Source organism: Salinivibrio sp. IB643 (assembly GCF_001996105.1).
Lineage (GTDB): Bacteria > Pseudomonadota > Gammaproteobacteria > Enterobacterales > Vibrionaceae > Salinivibrio > Salinivibrio costicola.
The window spans coordinates 30,665-53,527 of sequence record NZ_MUFF01000017.1 but is presented as its reverse complement, the minus strand read 5'-3'; the positions used below and the strand labels follow the sequence as shown (position 1 = coordinate 53,527).

Below are 22,863 nucleotides of genomic sequence, written 5' to 3'. Positions count from 1 at the left end.
TAGTCCGATCTATTTCACGTCACAATCCCTTTTTTATTAATATAACGAGATAGTTTGTTTTCTCTCAATTTTTGATTTTTTGCGTACCACGCGTTTGAACGAAAGCTGAGCAATTTGTCATCAATACTTGGCGAATGGGACGAACTTCGGTATCTTATGCGGTGCAAAAAAGCAAAAAGGAAGCGAAAATGCTTATTCGACGCATGGAGTTGCGTGATTGTGACGCGATCAATACCATTTATAACTATTACATCACCCACACTGCGATCACGTTCGATTTAGCCCCTTGGCAAAAGCAAGAGCGTGAACATTGGTTTGCGCAATTTGATCCGTCCTCCCGCTATCAAGCTTGGGTGGCAGAGCAAGATCAACAAATCGTTGGGTTTGCTTACAACACGCCGTTCAACGCTAAACAGGCTTTTCATATCGCCTCAGAGATCACGATTTACGCCGCGCCTGATGCCGGCGGTCGCGGTATCGGTTCACAGTTGATGCGCACTTTGCTCGAGGGTATGCGAGAGCAAGATCTTCGCCGTGCTTACTCGCTGATCACACTCCCCAACCCCTCTTCACTGGCGCTTCATCGTCGTTTTGGCTTTCAGCAAGTTGGCCAACTTAACGATGTCGGTGAAAAGTTCGGCCAATACCATAGTGTCGCCATGCTCGAGTGTGATCTGACCGTTTGAGCATGCTGTTGGCCTGTTGAATAAGCCCCACCCTCTTCACCATGTACCGTTACAGTGCCCTCATTTGATACCGTCGTCACGACGTTCAGGAGTTTAGTAGTATGAAAGTTCGCACAAAGGTATCTGCGGCAATCATCTCCGCCTGTGTTATCTGTATTCTCGCCACCGCAGCAGTGCTCGCCAATCGCACCACTGCATTGTTTGGTGACCAGATGCAAGATCAAGCCATTAGCCAGCTCAAAGCAGTCCGTGAAGCTAAACAATCAGAGCTCAGCAGTTATTTTTCATTTATCGGTCAACAGTTGACATCAATGGCCGATTCAACCATGACTGAAAATGCCGTTGACGCATTTAGCCAGGCCTATTTGCGCTACAGCCGTGAAGTACGGACCGACCGCGCGTCACGCCGCGCCCTGCAGGATTACTATACCGACACCTTTGGTGATGCCTACCAGGCGCTTAACGATACGAATGCCAACGCTCGTTCCAACCTCGCCGCGCTCGCCCCCGCCACGCGTACACTGCAACAATTTTACATCAGTGGTAGCCCGCATCCTTTGGGCGAGAAAGACAAGTTAGTTACCACTAATGACGGGTCAACCTACGATAAGGTTCACACCCAGTACCATCCCAACTATCACCGTTTTGCCGAAACCTTTGGCTACCAGGATATTTTATTAGCGGATGCGAACGGTCGTATCGTTTATTCGGTGGCGAAAGAAATCGATTTTGGCACCAGTTTGTTTGCCGGTCCCTACGCCACCAGCGGGATGGGAGATGCGTATTTAGAAGCTATCGACGCGCAAGCAGGCGACATTAGTTTTGTTGATTATCGCCCCTATTTTCCCAGCTATGACGAGCCAGCTTCATTTATCGCTACCCCTATTGTTGAAAACGGCGAAACCCAAGGGGTGCTGATCTTTAAATTGCCTATCGCACGATTAAGCGGTGTCATAAGTGGCCAAGGGCATTGGCAATCTGCCGGATTTGGTGAGACGGGCGAAATGTTTATGGTGGGGCCAGACAAGGTTCTCCGTACCGAGGCACGCGCGTTACAAGAAGATAAATCGGCCTATTTGAATTTGTTGCGCACCAATGGCGTAAAACCCGGTTTGATTAACCGCATCGACTTCACTGACACCGCGGCTGGACAAATGCCAATCGATTCTCCAAGTGTGGCCCAGGCGCTCGCGGGCCAAACAGGCACGGGGGAAGAAAAAAGCTACCGCAACCAAACCGTTTATACCGCTTATGCGCCGATTGATGTATTTGGAAAGCGCTGGGCGTTAGTGAATCAAATTAGTCAACAAGAAGCGCTTGCCCAAGTGACGACCATGAAAGACACTATTTTAAACGCCACCGTGCTCACATCGCTGGTTCTGGTGGGTGTCGCGATACTGATTGGTTATGTACTGGGTGGCAATATTGCTAAACCCATGATTGCGGTGACCACACGGATTAAGACGATCGCCGAAGACAAGGATTTAACCCAACGGCTGCCAGATAAAGGTAAAGATGAAATGGCGCTGCTCGGCCGTTCGCTCAATCAGATGTTTGCCAGCTTCCAAACCGTGATCCAAGAAGCGCATCAAGCATCTGGATTACTTGGGCAAGCCGCTAACGATATTAACCAAGACGTAGTCACCATGCACGATCGCGTTACCGACCAGGTCAAGCATACCCATCAAGTGGCCTCAGCGGCGACGGAAATGGCTACATCGGTCACGGATGTCGCGCAATACGCCGATCAAGCCTCAGCCGCATCAGACGATATCACCCAAGCGGTGAATAAAGGCTCGCAAATTGGTAACGATCTGGTGGAACAGATCCGCACGTTGTCATCGAGTATGGACGCCGCCACGGCGACCATGAGCCGCTTATCGCAGCAAAGTGAGGAAATTGGCACCGTGCTCGATGTGATCCAAGCGATTGCCGAGCAAACAAACTTGTTGGCATTGAATGCTGCTATCGAGGCCGCCCGTGCCGGCGAACAAGGCCGTGGATTCAGCGTGGTCGCTGAAGAAGTACGTACCCTTGCCTCTCGCACCCAGGACTCCACCGAAAGTATTCGCGATAAAATTGCCGCACTGCGCCAAGAGACGCAGTCAGCGGTGGCGGATATGGATACCACCAGCCAAACCGTGGAAGTTTGTGTGAACCACTGTCAGCAAAACAACGCCGCCTTGGTGGATATTGCCAACATGGTCACCGAAATTAATCAAATGACCTCACACATCGCCAATGCCACACAGCAGCAAACCCAAGTCACAACGGAGATTAGCGAAAGCATCACAGACATTGCACAATCAGCAGAGACTGTCTCGCAACGTACGCATGACACGGCAGAAACCGTCACCGGCTTAAGCCAACGTTCTGCGCGATTGGCGGATACCATCGGTCACTTTAAAACCGAATAATATATCCCACCATGATGTGTAGAGGGAGGCATATTGCCTCCCTGACTATCAAACTCGTAGGCCGAAAAAGCGCCGGGGGCACATTAGCAATCTTGCACATCGAGGCCGAAGCGCGCCTCCGACATCGGTGTCAAATGTTGGCATCGAATGTTACAAGCRACACGGAAAACGGAATACAGAATACAGAGTACAGAAAGAGCAAGCGCCTCAATACGCGCACAGTCCTGCTCTTTCCGTACTCCGTAAGCGAAGCGCTCTGTATTCAAGTTCTCGAATCAGGCGTAGGTCGGACAAGCGCCAGTGCGGTGTTAGTCGTGTATACCCAGCCGAAGCGCGCCTCCGACATCCGGGGCAAATTTGACCCCGATCGTGACAGGCGCCCAGGCGGCATAGTGCACTATTATTGACATGGTTCTGGGGCTTGTGTCACCTACGCCAATGGCACCATCGATGTATAAATTTTGTCATTGTATGCATTCCCACGCAGGAGCGTGGGAACGAGTAATCGTAGCCAATGGCACCACCGATATATAAACCAGGCGTAGGTCGGCATAAGCGCCTTCTCGATCGCGCAAGCTTGGTGTGATTTGCGCTGCGCGCCATCCGACATTAAGGTCAAAGTTGGCGCCGATCGTGACAGGCGCAGTGCAACTGGCGCCCGTTGACAATGTGCACTTATCCAACATCTTACCGGGGCTTGTGTCACCAACGCCAATGGCACCATCGAGGTTAAATATTAACGCCTTGAGTCATCGTCGCCAATGGCACCACCGATGTATAAATCAGGCGTAGGTCGGCATAAGCGCCAACTCGATCGTACAAGCTTGGTGTGATTTGCGCCGCGCGCCCGTTGCACGGCGCCATCGGAGATTAAGGTCAAAGTTGGCGCCGGTGTTAAAATTAGCGCCGATCGTGACAGGCGCCCGTTGGCAATGTGCACCTATCCATCATCGTGCTGGGGCTTGTGTCACCTACGCCAATGGCACCATCGATGTATAAATTTTGTCATTGTATGCATTCCCACGCAGGAGCGTGGGAACGAGCAATTCTACTGAATAGACCAGGTTTTTGGATAGGTTTGTTGTCATCGTTAGGTTAGCATTGGCTAAACTGTGAAGTGCGTGCAAGAAATAGTTATCGCTATCCTGAGTATTGAGAAAACGACTCTTAGGGGTTGATCATGTCATTTATCGGTTTAAATCCGATACCACACTGGACTTATATCACCAAAATCAATAGCGCCAATTGAGGCTTCGAACAGACTTCAATATGCTCTATCACTGATAAGGCCAGCGTTTGATGCTGGCCTTCCTATTCCGGATCAGAGAGACGAGTTCTCGGTGCTACTCAAGAACGGGCTCTTGCGCAAGCGCTTGACGCTTCTCCTCACCAAAACCACGTAAACCAACCACATGCACATGCTCACGATCGTTAAAGATCTTACGCACTAATTTATAGGTGGTGCCTTGCTCTGGGCTGATGTTTTCCGGTGCGGCAATCAACAGCTGCATATCCAAACGATGACACAACTCAAACAAGGTCGAGATCGATTTAGCATCCAAACGCGCGGCTTCATCAAGGAACAGCAAACGACATGGGATCACGTCTTTACCGCGTAACCGCCGTGATTCCTCTTCCCAGCTTTGAATTACCATCAGCAAAATGGCCTGGCCGGTACCAATGGCCTCCCCTGTCGACAACGCACCRGATTCCGCTTTAAGCCAGCCGTCGGTACCACGATTCACCTCAATGCCTAATTCGAGGAAATTGCGATAATCTAACAACTCTTCGCCTAAGGTCTGTGGTGAACGCTGCCCCATGTCGATATGCGGATTCAGGCGTTGGAAYAACTTCGCCATCGCTTCTGAGAAGGTYAGGTTTGGATTGCCGAACAAGTCTTGGTGTTGATCGGCATGCTCGGCCAAGCCCATCAGTAGCTGCGCATGRGTGTCACGAATCGAGACATTGAGACGCACGCCTTTMACCTGACCAAACCCGACACTTTGCAACCCTTGGTTGAGCATGCGGATCCGGTTTTGTTCACGCTGAATCGTTTTACGAATGATATTGGCGACCGACTCGGAGCTGATCGCTAAGCGCTGCTCACGCTGCGTGAGCTCTTCGGTCAGGCGCGCAAGCTCCACTTCCATCTCTTCAATCGCTTCAACYGGATCGTCGGTGCGAATAATGTCGTGGCGGATCCGCTCGCGCAGATGTTGATAAACCGCAACGTAAAACAACACTTTACGCTCAGGYCGACCGATATCTTCTGACGCGCGTAAAGCATCACGCAAAATTTCATTATCGGCCACGGCAAGGCGCAAGGCACCCAACGACTTATCCGACAGTGAGCGCAATTCCTCGGCAGACATATACGCCATTTCTCGGCGGTTCAGTTGCTTTTCAACGCCGTTATCACGCGCAATCCGTAATACACTGCACCAGCCTGCTTTGGCATTGACCACAAACTGACGCAGTTCTTTATACTGCTTGAGCGATTTACGCAGCTCTTTGGTCAGCGACTTGGTTTCCATYTCTAACGAGGTGATCCCACGTGACAGCTCACTATGTCGCTGTCGTGCTTGGTGCATGTGCTCATACAAGGTATCGCGACGATGCTGCGCGCGCATCAAAGCTTCTTCGTCCGCTTGTACACCCAACTCGGCAAATTCACGTTTAAACTCGTTCAACGTCTCTTGCTTGGATTGATGGGCACTTTTAAGCGACGCGAGCAGCTGCTGATACTGGCTATTTTGCCCCTGTACCTGCTTTAGCGCATCACGCTCACGTTGGCGAACTTGCTCTGCGTCTTTTAGTTTGGCCTTCAGTTGCTCGTTTAACTCACTGCTTTGCGTCAGCATCTCTGCCGCATCTTGATAGGCAAAATGAGGACGGCGCTCCGCTAAGTCGGCGACGGCAAATAGCTGTTGCTTAATCGCTTGTAAGGCTTCATCCGCTTCTTGATAGGCTTGCTCCAACTTATCAAACTGCTCAGGATCACTCTCCAATGTGGCCAAGTATCCTTCTAGGGACGCCAACGTCTGTCCATGCTGCTGGATAAACGTTTTGGCCTTTTCCGCCACGTGCAGGTTGTCATTCGCGGTTTGCAAGCGAACATCAAGTTCGGATTCTGCCAGGGCGTCGGCACAGTAACGCAGCTTATCAAGGCATTGCAGGGCTTGCTGACAACGTGAAACCTCAGCCTCATGCTGCGTCAGCGTCTGTTTACTCTCAGTTATCGCGCGCTGGGTTTGCACGCGTTTTTCACGGCAGCGCGCTATCGCTTGCTCAGGGTCGGGAGTAAAGGCAACGGTTAGGTGCTCCGCAATAAATTGGCTAAACGCTTGCGATAAACGCTGCCACTTTTGCACATCAAACGAGGCCTTCGCGTAATCTTCTACCAGTGCATCACGTTGTGCTCTGAGCTGCTCAAGCCGATGCTCACGAGCCGCACGGCCAAATAGCGGGGTCTCTGGGAAGCGTGAATAGCGCATTTGCCGATCATTCAGGTGCACACATACCGCACCGCCCAGCTCTTGAGCATCAAACACGCGATCATCAAATGCGTCCGCATCGCCTTCAATGATGTAAAGATCATCTGGGCACGCGTCAAGCGAAGCCAGCTTCTCCTTTACGCCTTTCAGATCCGGCACCACAATCGCATGACGCGCTGGACCATACAGAGCGCTAAAATACGGGGCATCTTCTAAGGTAATATCGTCGTAAATCTCAGAGAGCAGGGTTCCGCCAAGCGTCTCTGCCAGTCCTTGTAATTGCGAATCTTCACTGCCACCAGGTTGCGCCAGCTGTTCAATCGCCCGCTCTATCTCGGCTTTTTGGCGGGCAAGCTGCTCTTGATGATGGGTCTGCTGACGCACCGACTCATGTGTGGCATGCATGGCGTCCATCACCGCTTGGCTATCCGCCAAGGTTTGCTCGGTCTGGGTTTCGAGTTTGGTCAACGCCTCATTGGCGGCAAACCAACGGGGCGCTTTGCCTTCAAGCTCGCGAATGTCCGCATCAATCGCTGCCTCGGTACGTGACAACTCGCGCAGCCGCTCGGCTTGAGCCTCTTTTTCTTGCTGTAAGGTCTCTCGTTTTTCTTGTTGCAAGGCAACAGCTTGCTCCACGGCATCACTATCAGCCAGGCGCTCCCCGGTTAACGCCTGATAGTCTAACACCAGGTGGCTAGCCTTTTGCTGCTGCTCAACACGTTGGGTTAATTCGCGATGTTCATATTGGCGTTGTGAGAGGCTGTCGGCGAGATAGCGACGGGTGCGCCCCTGCTCTACCCAATACTTGGCTTTTTCTCCTGCCTCGGACCGGGCCACTGACGGGTCAATGCGTTGTAATAAGCTTAATCCTTGCGCAAACTGATTGGCCGTTGCCGATGCCAGATCCCGCTTGTGTTTAAGCGACAAGACGCGATCCGTTTGCTCTGATTCTTCGGTTTTGAGCCTTTGCAAGCAGGCCCCTACCTCATCGACGGTTAAGGCGTCATCGTCGGTGAGACGTCTGGCTGTTTCAAGCGCCGTTACAGCTTGCTGATATTGCAAAGATCGCGTTTGCTGAGTATTTAGCGCTTGCTGATAGTCCGCCAGTTGCGTTTTCAGGCTATCGACTTCTTCTTCGCTTTGTGCCGCCCGTAACTCGGCCTCGGTGAGCTGTTCCGTGGCTTCTTCCACCACCATGATTTGCTCTTCCAGTCGCTCAGACAATTCAAGCAAGTCTTCTTCATAACGCTGGATTTTTTCTTGCTGACGCATCGCCGATTGCACCAGTTGCAAGTGGTCCGCCGCGGCTTGATGATCTTGCTCAAGATGATCTTGTCCGGCTTCCAACTCACTTAATTCGGCACGCATGGCCTCAGCGTGCTGCTGTTTTTGCTGTAAGGTTTGCTGCGCGGCGTTTAATTCAGCCCGCAAAGACAAAGCCTGTTCGAGCTTGGTACGACGTTCGTTGGCATGGCGCATGTAATCTGAAGCCACATAATGGGTCGCCTCGGTGATCAGGTGCTTAAACAAATCCCGATCGCGCTGGGTAACTTTAATCGCCTCCAGCGTCATACGGTTTTCTTTTAGCGCCACTTCCATGTCTTGGAAGGCTTTTTTAACCCCACCATTTTGTGGCAATAAGTACTCACGAAGTGACTTAGTAATGGCACTGGAAATACCGCCATACAAAGACGCTTCGATCAGACGGTAGAATTTGCCACGATCTTGTTGCGTACGCAGCTTTTTAGGTAACACTCCAAATTCAAACATTTGCGCATGATAGTCAGTGACCGAACTAAACGCTTTAAAATGCGCGGTTTCATACGCACCGGCCGCRTCTTTCACTTCGTTTAACTGACGCACTCGCGCTTGGCCGTTATTTAAGGTTTCCACCAAGACATCAGTAGGTGAGACTGAGGACGGTAACCCTTGCAAGATAAATGGCTTGATATCGACTTTCTTATCTCGACCGGCGACTTGCTGTAGGCGTACGCCAAATAACACGCGCTGTTGACGCGAGTTCACCACGTCTAATGCCGCATAACAGGCGCCTGGTTGCAATTTACCGTGCAAACCTTTGTCCCGAGATGCGCTCGAGCTGCCTGCTTCCGTGGTATTGCGAAAGTGCAGTAAGGTTTGATCGGGGATCAATGAGGTAATAAAAGCCGCCATAGTGGTGGATTTACCGGCGCCATTGCCACCTGATAACGTGGTGACCAGTGAATCGATATCAAAGGTCCGCGCAAAAAAGCCGTTCCAGTTCACCATGGTGAGTGATTGATACTTACCGCGCTGGCTCATGCTGTCGGCTCCTCCGTGTGTTGTGTTGCGGACGTCTCAGCTTCCTGATCAAACGCATCATCAAGCAAGCTAGATTGAATATGTTCTTGGCTATGGACCACAGCTTCGCCATCTCGGATTAAGCGTAACTGCGCTTCTTGCGGATCATCGCCCGTGCGCACATCGGCGCCAAAGCGGAAGGTGGCTTCACTAACGCGAAACTTATTGCCCTCACCAATCGGCAAGATCATTCCCAAACGACGCAGGCGACGCAGCGAGGTTTTCACCTTATCAAACAGCTTCTCGCGGTCGAGATCTGAGCCTGTGGCACGGTGGGTGACCAGCTTCATCAGTTTTTTCTCGTCGGCCAATGCCATCAGCTCGTCGAACAATTCTTGCGTGGTGAAGATCCCTTCTTGGGCTAAGCGCTCTGGGCTCAAATACAAAAAGCACAGCACTTTACCGACCAGCATATCAAGCTCCGACAAGACACTGCGGCGGATAAGGCTGGTGGAACGCGGACGCAGATAGAAAAAGCCTTCTGGCGCACGTACTAACTCCGCGTTATAGCGCTGATAAAAAATATTTAACGCTTGCTCAAATTCAATCAGCAAGGCGTGGTTATCTAAATCGTCACTGGCAACATGGCGGCCAGCGCGTAATGCACTATCCAACGCCGGAAATAAAGGGTTAGCAATGGCTTTGGCCAGTTCCTCTGGCATTGGCTGTTCAGTATTTATCGATGACATTCGCTTGTACCTTCGCTCCGAAGTCGTTAATCGCCTGCCAATCAGGCTGGATCGCGTTAAGATCAGATTGGGAATAGCCCATCCGAACCGCTTGATTAATCACTAAGCGCGCGAGATCAAAATGGCGAGCTTGGGGGTGCTCGGCTAAGTAGTCTTTGAGAACACGACCGAGATCGATCGCTTGTCCGGTTTCTCGGTGACGGTTGAGCATCTGTGAAACTTTCTGTGACAAGGTGTCATCAACCACAGCCAATTGCTCAAACGTCACTTCTTCTGGCATATCGCCGGTGACTTCATCATCACGTAACACTAAGGCTTCATCACGGGTGTCGCGCAAACGCTCGGCATCCGCATAGGTCAAAAACCACGGCGCATCCAAATAGTCCGAGACCGATTGACGCAGACGCTGACTAAACGCACGGTTTTTATCCATATCAATCGCGGTTCGAATAAATTTATGCACATGGCGATCGTAACCTATCCATAAATCAATCGCTTGCTGACCCCAGTTCACGATCCGATCCAGTTTCATCTGCAGTCGATAAACCATGGCATCGACAAACTCGAGCTCGTCGCGTTGCCGCACCACTTCCTGGATCTCTAACAGTTGGCTTTGTAACTCATCTCCCGCCGCTTGCAATGTTTCTTGCAGCTCTTGCAACGTATTGGACGTTTCATTTAACAAGTGCTCACAGTTAGCGATAGCGGCTTGCCAGTCTTGGGTAAGTAAGGCGGCAATATCGTCTTTAACTTGCTGTTGCTGCTCATCCATCACCCGCTGGTTAAGATCGATACGGTCAAAGATATCGGCCACCGAGTATTTTAATACCCCATACACATTATGACGCCAAAAGGCGGCATCGCCATCTTCCTCTGCCGCACCGCGTGCCTTAGCGATTTCATCCGCAACCATTGAAAGCTGTACAGACAACTTTAACGTCGAGTATTCACGGTGGCGCGCATAATAATCCGCAATGCCCAGGGCGAGCGGCGTCAGACGATAAATGCTATCGCCCTCGGTCATTTCACTGGTAAAACGGCTTAATAAGCGCGCTTGCACCATTTCATTGATGGCATTGTTGGCACGAAAAGCGATGTTGCCGACGCTGCCACCTTCGTCATTCATGAACTGTTCACTCACTAGCCGAAAAACATCGACTAATTCATGTTCGCTCAGTTCATCGTCTAAGCGCTCTTGGCTCATCACCGCCATTGCCAGCAAAAATGCCAAGCGCTCGGGCGGCAGCTGAAGTGCAAAGTTATTGTGTTTAACCCAACTGACCAATTCCGGTACGGTCTGAGCGTCGCCTTCCCTATGCTGAGAAGACTGAGCCTGATCACTCATCGGTTGTCCTTGTTTTCATCTTGATRGCTGGAGGCATTATGTTGCCCCCATACATGAATATATCGCCCTATAGACACAAACGGCTCTTGGCGGCAAAGTTGCTGCTCCAACGCCAGCACCTGCTCAAAGGTAAAATCACCAATATTGGTATCGCGCATGTAGTCATGAAACGTGCGCACCCCGGTTTTACCTTTGAGGCTAATGCCACTGTCTTGCATCCATTGATAGACACTGTCTGGCTGCAACCCTTTGGGCGGCTGCAGTTTAAACCGTTTACGGTGCGGCATTCCCTGTTCAACATGGGTYAAGTTGCCACAKACGAGGTTTTTAAACAGCAATCCGGTTTGGTTATAAAACATCACGGATGCRACGCCACCCGGCCGTAAATGGCTGAGCAAATCTTTTAGCACTTGCTCAGGAGCGGCGACCCACTCCAATACCGCGTGAAATAAAATCACATCCGGGGGTGACGCCAAATGCTCACCAATRGACTGCACCGAGGAGTGGACCAGCTGATACTGCGCAAGTAAGCCCTGTTGTTCAATCTCCTGACGCGCCAACTCGAGCATTTGTGAAGAAAGATCACACAAAGTGACCCTGTGACCTCGAGCGGCCAGCGGTTGTGAAATCGGTGCAACGCCGCCACCCGCATCCAAAATATGGAGTGGTTGATCCGGCGGAAAGCACTGCAACATCTGCTCGATGTCGTGCCAAATTACCGCTTGACGGATTTCGCCTTTGCCCGATCCATAAATGTTTTTAACAAATTTGTGGGCGATGTCGTCGAAATTTTTATCCTCAGTCACAATGGCATTCGTTATCATTGAGTGGTATGAAGGCTTATTCTGTCACAAGCCTTACGTTAATAAAGGTTTATGGCATTATTTGTGCCTCGTTTGACTATATTTCGGGCGACATTGCATGTTTGAATTAAAAAAACTTATCTCAACCTTGATAATGCCCTTGCCCGCGCTGTTGCTCTTGGGTCTTTTCGGGCTATGCCTGCTTTGGTTCTCTCAGCGTAAAAGGCTGGCATCTTTTGTTATTTTCATCGCGTTTGCTGGGATTTTTCTCACTGCGTTTCAACCGGTCGCCTCTGGGTTACTTCGCCCTCTTGAGCGTCAATACACCGCTTTTCTCCCGACAGAGAAACCGGTGGACTTTGTAATGGTACTTGGAAACAGTCATGTGGTAGATGACGCATTACCACCAACGTCTGAACTCTCGCGTACAGCGCTCATGCGTCTGACCGAAGGGATTCGAATTCACCGGATGTATCCGACATCCAAACTAATATTATCGGGCTATGACCACGGCTATGAGGTGAGCCACGCCCGCATGTTGGCACGTGTCGCGATGGCGCTGGGTGTCAACAAAAACAGTATCTTGTTACTGGAAACAGCAAAAGATACCTGGGAGGAGGCGTATCAAGCAGCGTCTGTGGTGGGGAGTCGTAATCTGGTGTTAGTTACATCAGCCGCACATATGGAGCGCGCGGTGTATGAGTTTCAAAGCGCAGGCCTTAATCCCATCCCTGCACCGACCAACTTCATGGCGCAAAAAGAGATCAAACAGCCATGGATTAAATACAGCCCTCGCGCCCAATACTTGGAGCAATTTGAGCGCTATTGGCACGAGCGGCTCGGTCAAGCCTGGCAACGCCTTCGTGATTTGATCGCACAGCCGGCATCCAAGTAACAGCGAAGAGACAACGGATAACAAGAAAGGTAACGGGTAAAAAAGGAAAAAGCCGCGATAACATTCGCGGCTTTTTTATCGTTTATTGCCATGACAAGCGAGGAGATTACGACCTGATGGCTGTTAACGTCACTCGCTTGCACCATTGGCGGCGATATGCGCACGTACCGCCTCGAGATCAGCCTGGGTATCGACCCCATGCGGTGGCGTTTCGGCGGCAACCGCAACATGAATTTTTTCACCATGCCAAAGCACTCTGAGCTGCTCAAGCGACTCAATCTTTTCCAACGGACTTGGCGTCCAATGAATGTAGCGACTAATAAACCCCGCACGGTAGCCATAAATGCCAACATGACGGAGTAAAGCGTCTGGMATATCGGGAGATTCAGCCTCGAAATGAGTACGATCCCAGGGAATCGTGGCGCGACTGAAATACAACGCAAACCCTTGCTGATCCGTGACAACTTTGACCACGTTGGGGTTGAATACTTGCTCACTGTCATCAATCGCAACGGCTAAGGTCGCCATCGGGGCTTGCGGGTACTGATTCAAATTCGCCGCCACTTGCCCAATCACTGCAGACGGAATTAAAGGCTCATCGCCTTGCACGTTGACAATGATGTCATCATCAGCAAAACCGTATTGTGCCACCACTTCCGCCAAGCGTTCAGTCCCTGACTCATGGTCAGCACGTGTTAGGCATACGTCGCCGCCAAAGTCACGTACCGCAGTCTCAATGCGTTTGTCGTCTGTTGCAACAATGACCTTACTGGCCCCTGCGGCTTGCGCGCGCTCATACACATGTTGGATCATCGGTTTGCCAGCGATCTCAGCCAATGGCTTTCCTGGCAGACGGCTTGAACCAAACCGTGCTGGGATCACCACATAAAACGGACTCATCCTTGCACCTCTTCCAAGGATAAATCGCGCGCTTCCGACGCGAGCAGTACCGGAATTCCATCGACAATAGGATAAGCAACCCGATCGAATTTACAAATCAGCTCGTTATTATCTCGGTTATAAAACAATTTGCCCTGGCATGATGGGCAGGCCACGATTTCAAGCAGGCGGTGATCCATAGCGTTCCTTTTTATTTGTTCGCGTTTTTGGTCAAACGTTCGATCTTGGCGAGTAAAGCCTGGGCSGCAGCCTCCGGCAAACTCGCTTCTACCGGCAAATACCACCAGTTATCTTGTGCGATGCCTTGGTATTTTACCGCGTCTTTTTCGGTCATGAGTAAATGTTGCCCTTTCTTTGCCAGCCTGTCCAGTTCCTCAGCGCTGAGGGTTTGGTGATCATTGATCCCTTGGCTGTACAGTGGCGTCACGCCCATTTGTTGCAACGTGGCAAAAAAGCGCGGCGGATGACCAATCCCTGCCACGGCAACCACATCCGGTAACATAGATGCAGGGCAAGCCTGACCGGTTCGAAGGTTCGTGGCTTGCCCGGCCACCAAATGCATAGACCACTCTTGCCCCTGGGTGGTGCCGCCGTTATTAATCAGCATGTCGACACTGTCGAGGCGATCGATCGATTCACGTAAGGGTCCAAGGGGTAAGTAATGACCRTTACCAAAGCGGCGCTGACCATCAATGATCACGATTTCAAGATCACGGTCTAAACGGTAATGCTGCATGCCATCGTCCGTCACCACGATATCGACGCCYTCTTGCAATAAGCGCTTCACTGCTTCACTGCGGTCAGGGTCAACGCACACTGGYACYTGRGTGCGGCGAGCGATTAAYACYGGCTCATCACCGGCGGCTCTCGGCGATGTCGTTTGCGTCAACAGTAACGGGTATTGRTCTGATTTACCGCCATATCCACGGGAGACCACGCCTGGACGATAGCCTTGCGCTTTCAGTTGCTCCACTAGCCAGATCACGAAGGGCGTTTTACCGTTTCCCCCCACCATGATATTACCGACAACCACCACAGGAACGGGCGCACGATAACAGGGCGATTTCCCGCGCAAATATTGACGGCGCCGATGRCGAGCAAYCAAACCAAATAAAGCACTAAACGGCCGTAATAGCGCCGTCCAAAGGGATCCTTGATGGCCAAACCAAAGTTGATCCAGCATACTTAGTCACCAAACTGAATACGATGGAGTTGAGCGTAGGCACCGTTGTGCGCGAGCAATGCTTGATGGCTACCTCGCTCAACAATCTCACCTTCATCTACCACCAAAATTTGATCGGCATCTTCAATGGTRGATAGACGGTGAGCAATCACCAGTACGGTGCGATCTTTTTGCAGCTCATCCAAGGCGGCTTGAATCGCGCGCTCTGACTCTGTATCCAGGGCTGAGGTGGCCTCATCCAGGATTAAAACAGGCGCATTACGTAACAGCGCGCGGGCAATGGCGATACGCTGACGCTGTCCACCCGACAAACTCACGCCATTTTCACCAATCATGGTGTCGTAGCCCTCATCCATACCGCGAATAAAGTCGTCTGCGTAGGCCAACTTAGCGGCATGCTTAATTTGCTCAAGGCTATATTGATCGGCCGCGGCGTAGGCTATATTGTTAGCCACCGTATCGTTGAACAGGTGGACATTTTGCGACACCACYGCAACCTGTTGGCGCAAATTACTCAACGTATATTGCTCAATCGGCATCCCATCTAAGGTAATTGAACCGCTGTCTATCTCGTAAAAACGGGTTAAAAGGTTGGCAATGGTACTTTTTCCYGAACCTGACCGCCCCACCAGTGCTAGYGTTTTCCCTGCGGGCACCTCAAAACTCACATGATTCAGTGCCGGCGCTTCTCGTGATGGATAGGTAAAGACCACGTCTTCAACTTTAATGTCGCCGTTAATCTGCTCGGCCTCATGGGTGCCGGTWTCTTTCTCGGTCTCAAGTTCCATTAAGTTAAATAAGCTATGACACGCTGCCATCCCGCGCTGAAATTGCGACGTCACGTTGGTTAACGATTTCAGTGGCCGCATCAAACCAAACATGGCACCGAATACCACCGCAAAGGTCCCTGCCGTTAGCTCTGACCGAATGGCTTCGGTGTTGGCGAGAATCAGCACCACCACCAGCGCCATTGACGCGATAAGCTGAATCACAGGGTTGGCAATCGCCTGGGCTGAAACCAGCTTCATGGTTTGCTGACGCATACGGTTACTGACTTTTTCAAACCGTTTTTTCTCGACGTCTTGGCCACCATAGCTTAAGACCACTTTATGGCCTTTGAGCATTTGCTCCGCGGAGCTRGTGACCGAGCCCATTGCATCTTGCATATTCGACGAAATACGGCGGAARCGTTTAGAGACCACTTGAATGGAAATCGCGACAACCGGCGCAATAACCAAAAGAATGGCGGATAACTGCCAACTTGACCAAAACATTAAGATCATCAAGCCAAGAATCGATGCGCCCTCTCTCACCAAGCTCACTAATGCGCCACTGGTTGCAGACGCCACTTGTTCGGAGTCATAGGTAATACGCGACAACAGCGCCCCTGACGACTCTTGGTCGAAAAAGCTCACGGGCATTTTCATAAAGTGATTAAACATGCGACGACGCATGGTCATTACCACATTACCCGACACCCAAGATAAGCAATAAGCAGAGACAAAGCTTGATAAGCCACGCACCAACATTAATATCACGAGGTAAAGTGGCATCCATTTAAGGAAATCGCCCTCAACGTCATCGTAAGAAAAGCCTTGATCAAGCAGTGGGCCGAGCATGGAAAGCATCAGGGTGTCACTGGCGGCGTTCATTACCAAGGCGACAATGGCAACGATTAACCCTAGTTTGTAATTAGCAATATAGGGCCAGAGTTGCTTAAACGTCTGCCAGGTCGTTTTATCTTGATATTCGCTCATTAAAATCGTTTTGATGGGTAAAACAGACCGGCATTCTACTCTTTTACCGGTCTGCGTCCAAATTTACTGGCCGACGTTTAAACATCTGACGATACCAAGCCGCACGACGATCTTGGCGCCAACGCGTTAACTGCCAACCCGTGTCGACACGCTGCCAACGAACCTGACCATTGGCTGCGGTATCTAACCACGTCACATCGGCGTGCTCATAGGCGGCCCGTACCTGTTGCGCGGGCAACCGCCAAGGATTGAGTAACCCCGTCGATGCCACCGCCCAAGAAGGATTCACCGCACCAATAAAAGAAGGCGAAGAAGAAGAACGACTGCCATGGTGCGGCACCAGCATAATATCGCTGTCCAGCTGCGTTTGATCGCCCAAGGATGCAAGCAAATTTGCTTCTCCCTTTCTCTCAATGTCTCCGGTCAGTAACACGCTGTATTCCCCGTCAGAGATGCGTATGACGCAAGAGTCATTATTGTCTGCAGGTGCCGTTGCTTCTGGCGGCCATAAGGCGGCGAAGTCTAATCCTTGCCACTGCCAGCGCTGCCCTGCCACACACGTTTGATAGCCAGAGCGTACCTCACTGGCACGGCGCCAACGCGGTGAATATTGAGCGACGATAAAATCGGCACCGCCATCGTGATCACTGTCGCCATGGCTGAGAATAAGACCGTCCAGGCGCGCAATGTGTCGACTTTCTAAAATAGGCGCGATGACCGCCTGTGCAATGCCGCCCACTTGCCAACGATTGCCAGTATCATAAAGGATGGCCTTTCCATTTTTACTCACCAACACCGCAAGACCATGGCCAACATCCAACACATCCACTTGCCAGTTCACCGCTTTCGGCGCGCGCCAGGTGATTAACGCGACGATAAACACAATGACCAAGCCGCTGCATCGATGGCACCGCCAACCATATAATCCTATCGCTAACGCTATCACAGTAAACGCCCATCCGATTGATGCCACCGGTACAGTCAACCAACTCGCTGAGGCATTTTCAGCCAGTGCCATCACCGGGATCAGACTGATATTGGCCCACTGCCAACATAACACGCCCCCTAATCCAGTCGTTGACAAAAAAAGGGCCATAAAAACTAACGGTACCGTTATCATTCCCACCCACGGGACCGCAACCAGATTAATAGGCGTTGCCGCCGCACTCACTCCAGAAAAAAAACTGAGTTGCAGCGGTAACATACCAATCAGCAGTACAAGTTGGACGACCAACAGCTGCTTCAACGGCCGCAGCCAGTGCCAGCGCCGGGGCGCTTGTCCCCAACCGGATGAGCGCGAAAAGCCATAATGCGCAAGACATAAGGCACCGACCGCCGAAAATGATAACCAAAAGCTGACCGAGAAGCCGGCTAACGGATCACGCGCAAGTACCAATAACACGGTGAGTTGCAAAAGATTAAGCGGTGAGACGCTGGCACCAAGACGCTTTGCCACCGACACCAATAACAGCGCAATCAATGCCCGTTGGGTTGGCAGTGCAAATCCCGCTAGTGCGGCATAGACTATCGCGACACCGAGTGCCACATAGAGCGGCAACCATGTAAATAAACGCTGCTCTGGCAGCCAAACACGCGCCCAACGGCCAAGTTGCCACCCCATGCCATAAGCCAAGCCAATGTGTAACCCTGAAATCGCCATCAAGTGGGCCAAACCACTTTGTATCAATGTGTCCCAATGGGCGGCAGTCAGCCACGATCGCTCGCCCAAACTCAATGCTAAAAGGTGAGGGCCAAACCGAAGTGGTGATAAAGTCGGTGTTAACGTATCAAGCAGCTGCTGACGCCAAGTAATGGTATCAGTTAATTGTGTAGCCTGTTTTAAACTGGCTTTGGCGTGTATTCGCCGAGCCACATAATATTTTTCCGCATCAAAGCCGGTTTCATTGAGTCGGCCATACGGTGGCTTAAGCCTTACAGTCAGCTGCCAACGCTCGCCCTGCTTAGGAAAAGGTGCCGATTGCCAGTACACACGTACACGCGCTGAACGAAAAGGCGCCAATCTCGATTGATTAATTTTATCGACATCAAAAATAATCGCTTGCGCGCCGGCTTTATCGCTAAAAAGGGTGCCCACAGTGCCGGTGATTGTAGTATCCTTTTGGTTTGAAATGATGTGGATCACGTTGGCTTGATACAGGTTTGCGGATAATACAGCCCAAGTGAGCCCCAGCGCGCTCCCTGCAAGCCACCACCAACGTGTTTTCACCCCGAAAAAAAAGACAATACAGGTAATGGAGCAGACCCAAAACGGCGGTAATACCGGCCACCATGGTAGTGATAGCAAAGTCAGTGCCGCGGTTATCGTAAAGGTTAGCTTCATCGCGTAATTTCCAGGTAATGTAAACAGGTATGCCCAAGAAGTTTTTTCAACGCTATATGCCAAAGCGGGAGGCGTTGCGCGACAATAAGGCGCTACGCGTATTTGGTAGCCTGTTGCAGAATCCCAATCTGTGGTGCCTTAACCGGCGCTCGGCATCAGGGGCCTTTGCGGTGGGGCTGTTTATGGCATTTGTCCCGCTTCCTAGCCAAATGATCATGGCCGCTGGCCTGGCCATTATGTTCGGCGTGAATCTGCCACTGGCCGTGGCTTTGGTGTGGGTAAGCAATCCAATCACCATGCCGGTGATATTTTATCTCGCTTACAAACTCGGGACCTGGATGCTTAATACGGCACCTATCCCCTTTCACTTTGAGCTTTCATGGCATTACCTTGCCGAGCAAATGAGCCATATTGGCCCACCTTTTTTATTAGGGTGTATCACTAGCGGGCTCGTCTTCGCGGTGATTGGTTATTTCAGTGTGCGCGGTATTTGGCGCTACTCGGTGGTGAGAAGCTGGCAAAAGCGCAAACTTCGCTTGCCTAAGAAAATCAAACAAGTACTCCCAAAGCCGACCAAACCGTCATCTTAGTGCGCATGTAGCGTAGCGCTCGGTGCATCTTGCGCAAGAGTGAGCCCGAGAAGGTGCGAGTGAGATGGAATAGCTGTTGGTCGTTATACAATCGTTAACACCCTTGAGCGAGACAGATCAAAAAGAGCCCGTCGAAACGGGCTCTTTTTGTCGCTGTCTTTTATGCAGGCTATTTTGTATCAAGGCTACTTTTTATTAAAGCTATCTGGTATTCACGCTATTTGGCACTGAGCACTGCAGCGGGTTGAAGCTGGCAAGCACGACGTGCTGGGTACCAAGCCGCCAGTAAGCTCAGAAGTATCGCCGTGATACTGACAAGTACCACGTCAGTGGCATGTAACTCACTGGGGAGAAAGTTGACAAAATACACATCACCTGACAAAAAACGATGCCCGACCCAAGCCTCAATCTGAGACAAGATCGCGGTGAGATGACTGGCAATCGCCACGCCCAACACACTGCCAATTGCGCTGCCTAACGCCCCAGAGAACAATCCGTACCAGATAAATATGCGTCGAATCAGACGATCATTCGCGCCCATTGTGCGTAAAATCGCAATGTCCGCGGCTCTATCTTTTACCGACATCATCAAGGTTGACACCACATTAAAACACGCCACACCAATCACCAGCACCATCACCAAATACATAATGGCTCTGACCAACTGGATATCACGATATAAATATCCGAAATCGCCCGTCCAATCTTTTAAGTACACATAAGTAGATAAGGTTTGCCCTACTTCTTGTACGATTTTTCGCGCGTCGAGTACCGACGAAACCTTAAGCGAGACGCCGGWCACCGCCTCATCCATTCCCATCAGAGCTTGAGCATCTTGGAGACGCATTAATGCCAGCGAATGGTCGATTTGTCCGCCTAACTGCAACAGGCCAGCAACCTGCATTCGCACCCGCTTCGGTGCCCGTAGGTTAAGGCTACTGTCTGTCGCCGGCACCATGACCGTGATCCAGTCACCCTTGCTAACACCGAGCTGAGAAGCAATGCCTTGCCCTAAGACAAGGCGAGACTGCCCCGCTGGCAAACTTTCCCATCCACCATCGATATAATCACCAATCCGGCTAACCGTACGCTCTGAGGTGGGATCCACCGCGCGAATTTGCGCAGGCTGTAAGCGAGTGCCATGTTCCATCAATGCCGTAAGCTCGACATAAGGCGCCGCCGCTTCCACCTGAGGGTGCCGTTCACTTTGCGCTTGCACCTGTTGCCAGTTTTCAATCGGACCATTGACACCAAACACCTGCCCATGAGGCACCACTGACAGCACGCGTTGATTCAACTCTCGCTCAAACCCGTTCATGGCCGATAAACCCACAATGATCACCATGACGCCCACCGCGATACCAATGACCGAGGAAAGAGAAATAAAGGAGACCAAGCGATTTCGCTGCCGAGCACGACTAAAGCGCCGGCCTATCGCCAACGATAACGGTTTCATGATGCCTCCTGCACAACCAAGTGGCCATCTTGCATCATCACTTGGCGATCCAGTTTTGCTGCCAGCTCACTATCATGAGTGACCACTAAAAACGCCGTGCCATGTTTCGCATTCAGTTGTCGCATCAAATCGTAGATCTCTAACGCCGTGGCGTGATCCAAATTGCCTGTCGGTTCGTCGGCCAATACCAACTTCGGCTCATTGACTAAGGCACGTGCAATCGCCACACGTTGGCGCTCACCCCCCGATAACTCCGAGGGCCGATGCTTGAGTCGATGCCCAACCCCAACCGCGTTCAAGATCGCAGTGGCTTGTTTTGCTGCCGCTTTGTGACTAACTTTGTTGATCAGCAAAGGCATCATCACGTTTTCGAGCGCGGTGAAGTCGGCCAACAAATGATGAAACTGATAAACAAATCCTAAGGTTTGATTGCGCAGTGTCGCCTGTTGTGACGCCGACATCGCACTCACCAATGCATCCTCAATCCAAACATCGCCCTCGCTCGGCGCATCAAGCGTACCAAGCGTGTGCAATAGCGTACTTTTCCCCGAGCCGGATGACCCCACAATCGCCACCAGCTCGCCCGGGGCTATTGTCATTGACACCTGGTTTAACACACAGGTTGATTGCCCACCTTCTTGATAGGTTTTACTGACACGGTGGCAGGACAACAAAGATTTACTCATAACGCAGTGCCTCAGCAGGGTGAACAGATGCCGCTTTAAATGCAGGGAATAAGGTTGCCAACACGCTTAGCACAACGGCTAAGCCGAGTATCATGGCAACTTGAAACGGATTAACAACCACAGGCAACGCTAAACCGTTACCCAATAGACTCACGCCGAATATCGCCATGATTTCGTTGATGTATGATGCAATCAATACACCAAGCACGCCCCCAATGGCAGCACCAACCAGACCACTTAAACTGCCTTGAGCGATAAAGACAGCCACAATGTCTCTATCTTTCATGCCCAGTGTTTTTAAAATCGCGACCTCGGATTGTTTTTCCATCACCACCATGATCAGCGCGGAAATGATGTTAAATGCCGCCACCACAATGATCAGACTCAGCATCAAACTCATCATGTTTTTTTCCATTTTCACCGCTTGAAAGAGCTCACCACGCCAACGTCGCCAATCGGTCCAGGTGGCAGGATCGGCCTTGGGTTTAAGCTGGGTAATCGCAAATGGATCATCTAAAAATAACCGTAAGTCGTTCGCTTGGTTTGGAGAAATACCACTCAGTTTTGCGACATCTTCAATGTTGGCCAGCATCAACTGGTTATCGACATCCGTGCCAGTATGAAAAATCCCACCTACGGTAAATAAACGTTGCGCAGGGATCCGACCGATGGGCGTAAAACGACTAGCACTGGTGACCATGACTCGGACCGAATCTCCGACCCGTAATTGCAACTCAGATGCCATCGCGCGCCCTATCATCACTTGATAGCGTCCCGGACGCAGTGCCGACATCTCACCTTGCAAAAGGTGGGACGCCAGCGGCTCTGTCGCCTTCGGATCAATCCCTTCAAGTAAACCGGCACTGAGGCCATTACGGCTTTGAATCACCGCATCGGTGGTTTTTATCGGCGCGGTATCGACCACATGCGGCCACTGCTCTATGGTCGATGGTGTCGATCCTAACTGGCCATTGGCGATAATCGCATGGGGCAACACCCCTAAAATACGGCCTTTGAGTTGGGCTTCAAATCCATTCATCACCGATGACACCGTAATCAACGCCAATACACCGATCGCGATCCCCGCGGTAGACATCGACGAGACAAAACGCCCAAAGCGGTCGGCTGAACGGCCACGCAAATAGCGCAGGCCAATAAACACCGACAAAGGTTGATACATAGCACACCTAGCTTATTGTTTTGATTCGCTGCAAGCATACCTGTCCAAGTCAGGCTCGCCAAGTTATCCGCCGCATTTAACCCCCTCTGGATGATACAAAT

At 51.2% G+C, this 22,863-nt stretch carries 16 protein-coding genes; 4 read left to right on the top strand and 12 right to left on the bottom strand.

The window, feature by feature from the left end; translation table 11 throughout:
- The first annotated feature begins 188 nt into the window (after positions 1-188).
- Positions 189-686, top strand: a complete 498-nt coding sequence (locus BZG77_RS09150; protein WP_077577185.1) for a GNAT family N-acetyltransferase — start codon at positions 189-191, stop codon at positions 684-686.
- Positions 687-787: 101 nt separating this feature from the next.
- Positions 788-3,103: a methyl-accepting chemotaxis protein gene (locus tag BZG77_RS09145; RefSeq protein WP_077647010.1), complete on the top strand. Its 2,316-nt coding sequence runs from the start codon at positions 788-790 to the stop codon at positions 3,101-3,103.
- 1,343 nt (positions 3,104-4,446) lie between these two features.
- On the opposite strand, the gene mukB is transcribed toward BZG77_RS09145, so the two are convergent.
- From mukB to cmoM, 4 genes are read right to left on the bottom strand one after another with little or no spacing between them, the layout of a single operon-like run.
- The gene (gene mukB / locus BZG77_RS09135) at positions 4,447-8,898 is read right to left on the bottom strand and encodes a chromosome partition protein MukB (protein WP_077647008.1); all 4,452 of its coding nucleotides are present in this window, start codon (positions 8,896-8,898) and stop codon (positions 4,447-4,449) included.
- Entirely contained in the window at positions 8,895-9,626 is a 732-nt protein-coding gene (mukE, locus tag BZG77_RS09130) for a chromosome partition protein MukE (RefSeq protein WP_021022806.1), read from the bottom strand. The genes mukB and mukE overlap by 4 nt, the downstream gene beginning before the upstream one ends.
- The gene (gene mukF / locus BZG77_RS09125) at positions 9,607-10,971 is read right to left on the bottom strand and encodes a chromosome partition protein MukF (RefSeq protein WP_021023818.1); all 1,365 of its coding nucleotides are present in this window, start codon (positions 10,969-10,971) and stop codon (positions 9,607-9,609) included. The genes mukE and mukF overlap by 20 nt, the downstream gene beginning before the upstream one ends.
- On the bottom strand, positions 10,968-11,777 hold the full coding sequence (cmoM, locus tag BZG77_RS09120; RefSeq protein WP_077647026.1) for a tRNA uridine 5-oxyacetic acid(34) methyltransferase CmoM: 810 nt from the start codon (positions 11,775-11,777) through the stop codon (positions 10,968-10,970). The genes mukF and cmoM overlap by 4 nt, the downstream gene beginning before the upstream one ends.
- A gap of 115 nt (positions 11,778-11,892) precedes the next feature.
- Between cmoM and elyC the strand changes: the two genes are divergently transcribed.
- Positions 11,893-12,669 (top strand): envelope biogenesis factor ElyC, encoded by a 777-nt coding sequence (gene elyC, locus BZG77_RS09115; protein ID WP_077647007.1) that lies wholly within the window; start codon positions 11,893-11,895, stop codon positions 12,667-12,669.
- A 129-nt stretch (positions 12,670-12,798) separates the two neighbouring features.
- On the opposite strand, the gene kdsB is transcribed toward elyC, so the two are convergent.
- Genes kdsB through BZG77_RS09090 form a run of 5 tightly spaced genes read right to left on the bottom strand, consistent with a single transcriptional unit; the run spans position 12,799 to position 18,850 of the window.
- On the bottom strand, positions 12,799-13,569 hold the full coding sequence (gene kdsB / locus BZG77_RS09110; RefSeq protein WP_077647006.1) for a 3-deoxy-manno-octulosonate cytidylyltransferase: 771 nt from the start codon (positions 13,567-13,569) through the stop codon (positions 12,799-12,801).
- Positions 13,566-13,748 (bottom strand): Trm112 family protein, encoded by a 183-nt coding sequence (locus BZG77_RS09105; RefSeq protein ID WP_077460625.1) that lies wholly within the window; start codon positions 13,746-13,748, stop codon positions 13,566-13,568. The genes kdsB and BZG77_RS09105 overlap by 4 nt, the downstream gene beginning before the upstream one ends.
- 11 nt (positions 13,749-13,759) lie before the next feature.
- On the bottom strand, positions 13,760-14,752 hold the full coding sequence (lpxK, locus tag BZG77_RS09100; protein ID WP_077647005.1) for a tetraacyldisaccharide 4'-kinase: 993 nt from the start codon (positions 14,750-14,752) through the stop codon (positions 13,760-13,762).
- 2 nt (positions 14,753-14,754) lie between these two features.
- Positions 14,755-16,509: a lipid A ABC transporter ATP-binding protein/permease MsbA gene (gene msbA / locus BZG77_RS09095; RefSeq protein ID WP_077647004.1), complete on the bottom strand. Its 1,755-nt coding sequence runs from the start codon at positions 16,507-16,509 to the stop codon at positions 14,755-14,757.
- Between the two features lie 43 nt (positions 16,510-16,552).
- Positions 16,553-18,850 carry a DNA internalization-related competence protein ComEC/Rec2 gene (locus BZG77_RS09090; RefSeq protein WP_077647003.1) on the bottom strand — a complete coding sequence of 766 codons (2,298 nt, stop codon included), beginning with the start codon at positions 18,848-18,850 and terminating at the stop codon, positions 16,553-16,555.
- A gap of 29 nt (positions 18,851-18,879) precedes the next feature.
- Here BZG77_RS09090 and BZG77_RS09085 point away from each other — a divergent pair, with 29 nt between their 5' ends.
- Positions 18,880-19,440, top strand: a complete 561-nt coding sequence (locus tag BZG77_RS09085; protein ID WP_077647002.1) for a DUF2062 domain-containing protein — start codon at positions 18,880-18,882, stop codon at positions 19,438-19,440.
- 217 nt (positions 19,441-19,657) lie between these two features.
- Here the strand turns inward: BZG77_RS09085 and lolE are convergent, their stop codons facing one another.
- Genes lolE through BZG77_RS09070 form a run of 3 tightly spaced genes read right to left on the bottom strand, consistent with a single transcriptional unit; the run spans position 19,658 to position 22,762 of the window.
- Complete coding sequence (gene lolE / locus BZG77_RS09080) at positions 19,658-20,899, bottom strand: lipoprotein-releasing ABC transporter permease subunit LolE (RefSeq protein ID WP_077647001.1); 1,242 nt, start codon at positions 20,897-20,899, stop codon at positions 19,658-19,660.
- Positions 20,893-21,582: a lipoprotein-releasing ABC transporter ATP-binding protein LolD gene (lolD, locus tag BZG77_RS09075; RefSeq protein WP_021022815.1), complete on the bottom strand. Its 690-nt coding sequence runs from the start codon at positions 21,580-21,582 to the stop codon at positions 20,893-20,895. The genes lolE and lolD overlap by 7 nt, the downstream gene beginning before the upstream one ends.
- Positions 21,575-22,762, bottom strand: a complete 1,188-nt coding sequence (locus tag BZG77_RS09070) for a lipoprotein-releasing ABC transporter permease subunit (protein WP_021022816.1) — start codon at positions 22,760-22,762, stop codon at positions 21,575-21,577. Before BZG77_RS09070 ends, lolD begins: the two co-directional genes overlap by 8 nt.
- Positions 22,763-22,863 lie beyond the last annotated feature (101 nt).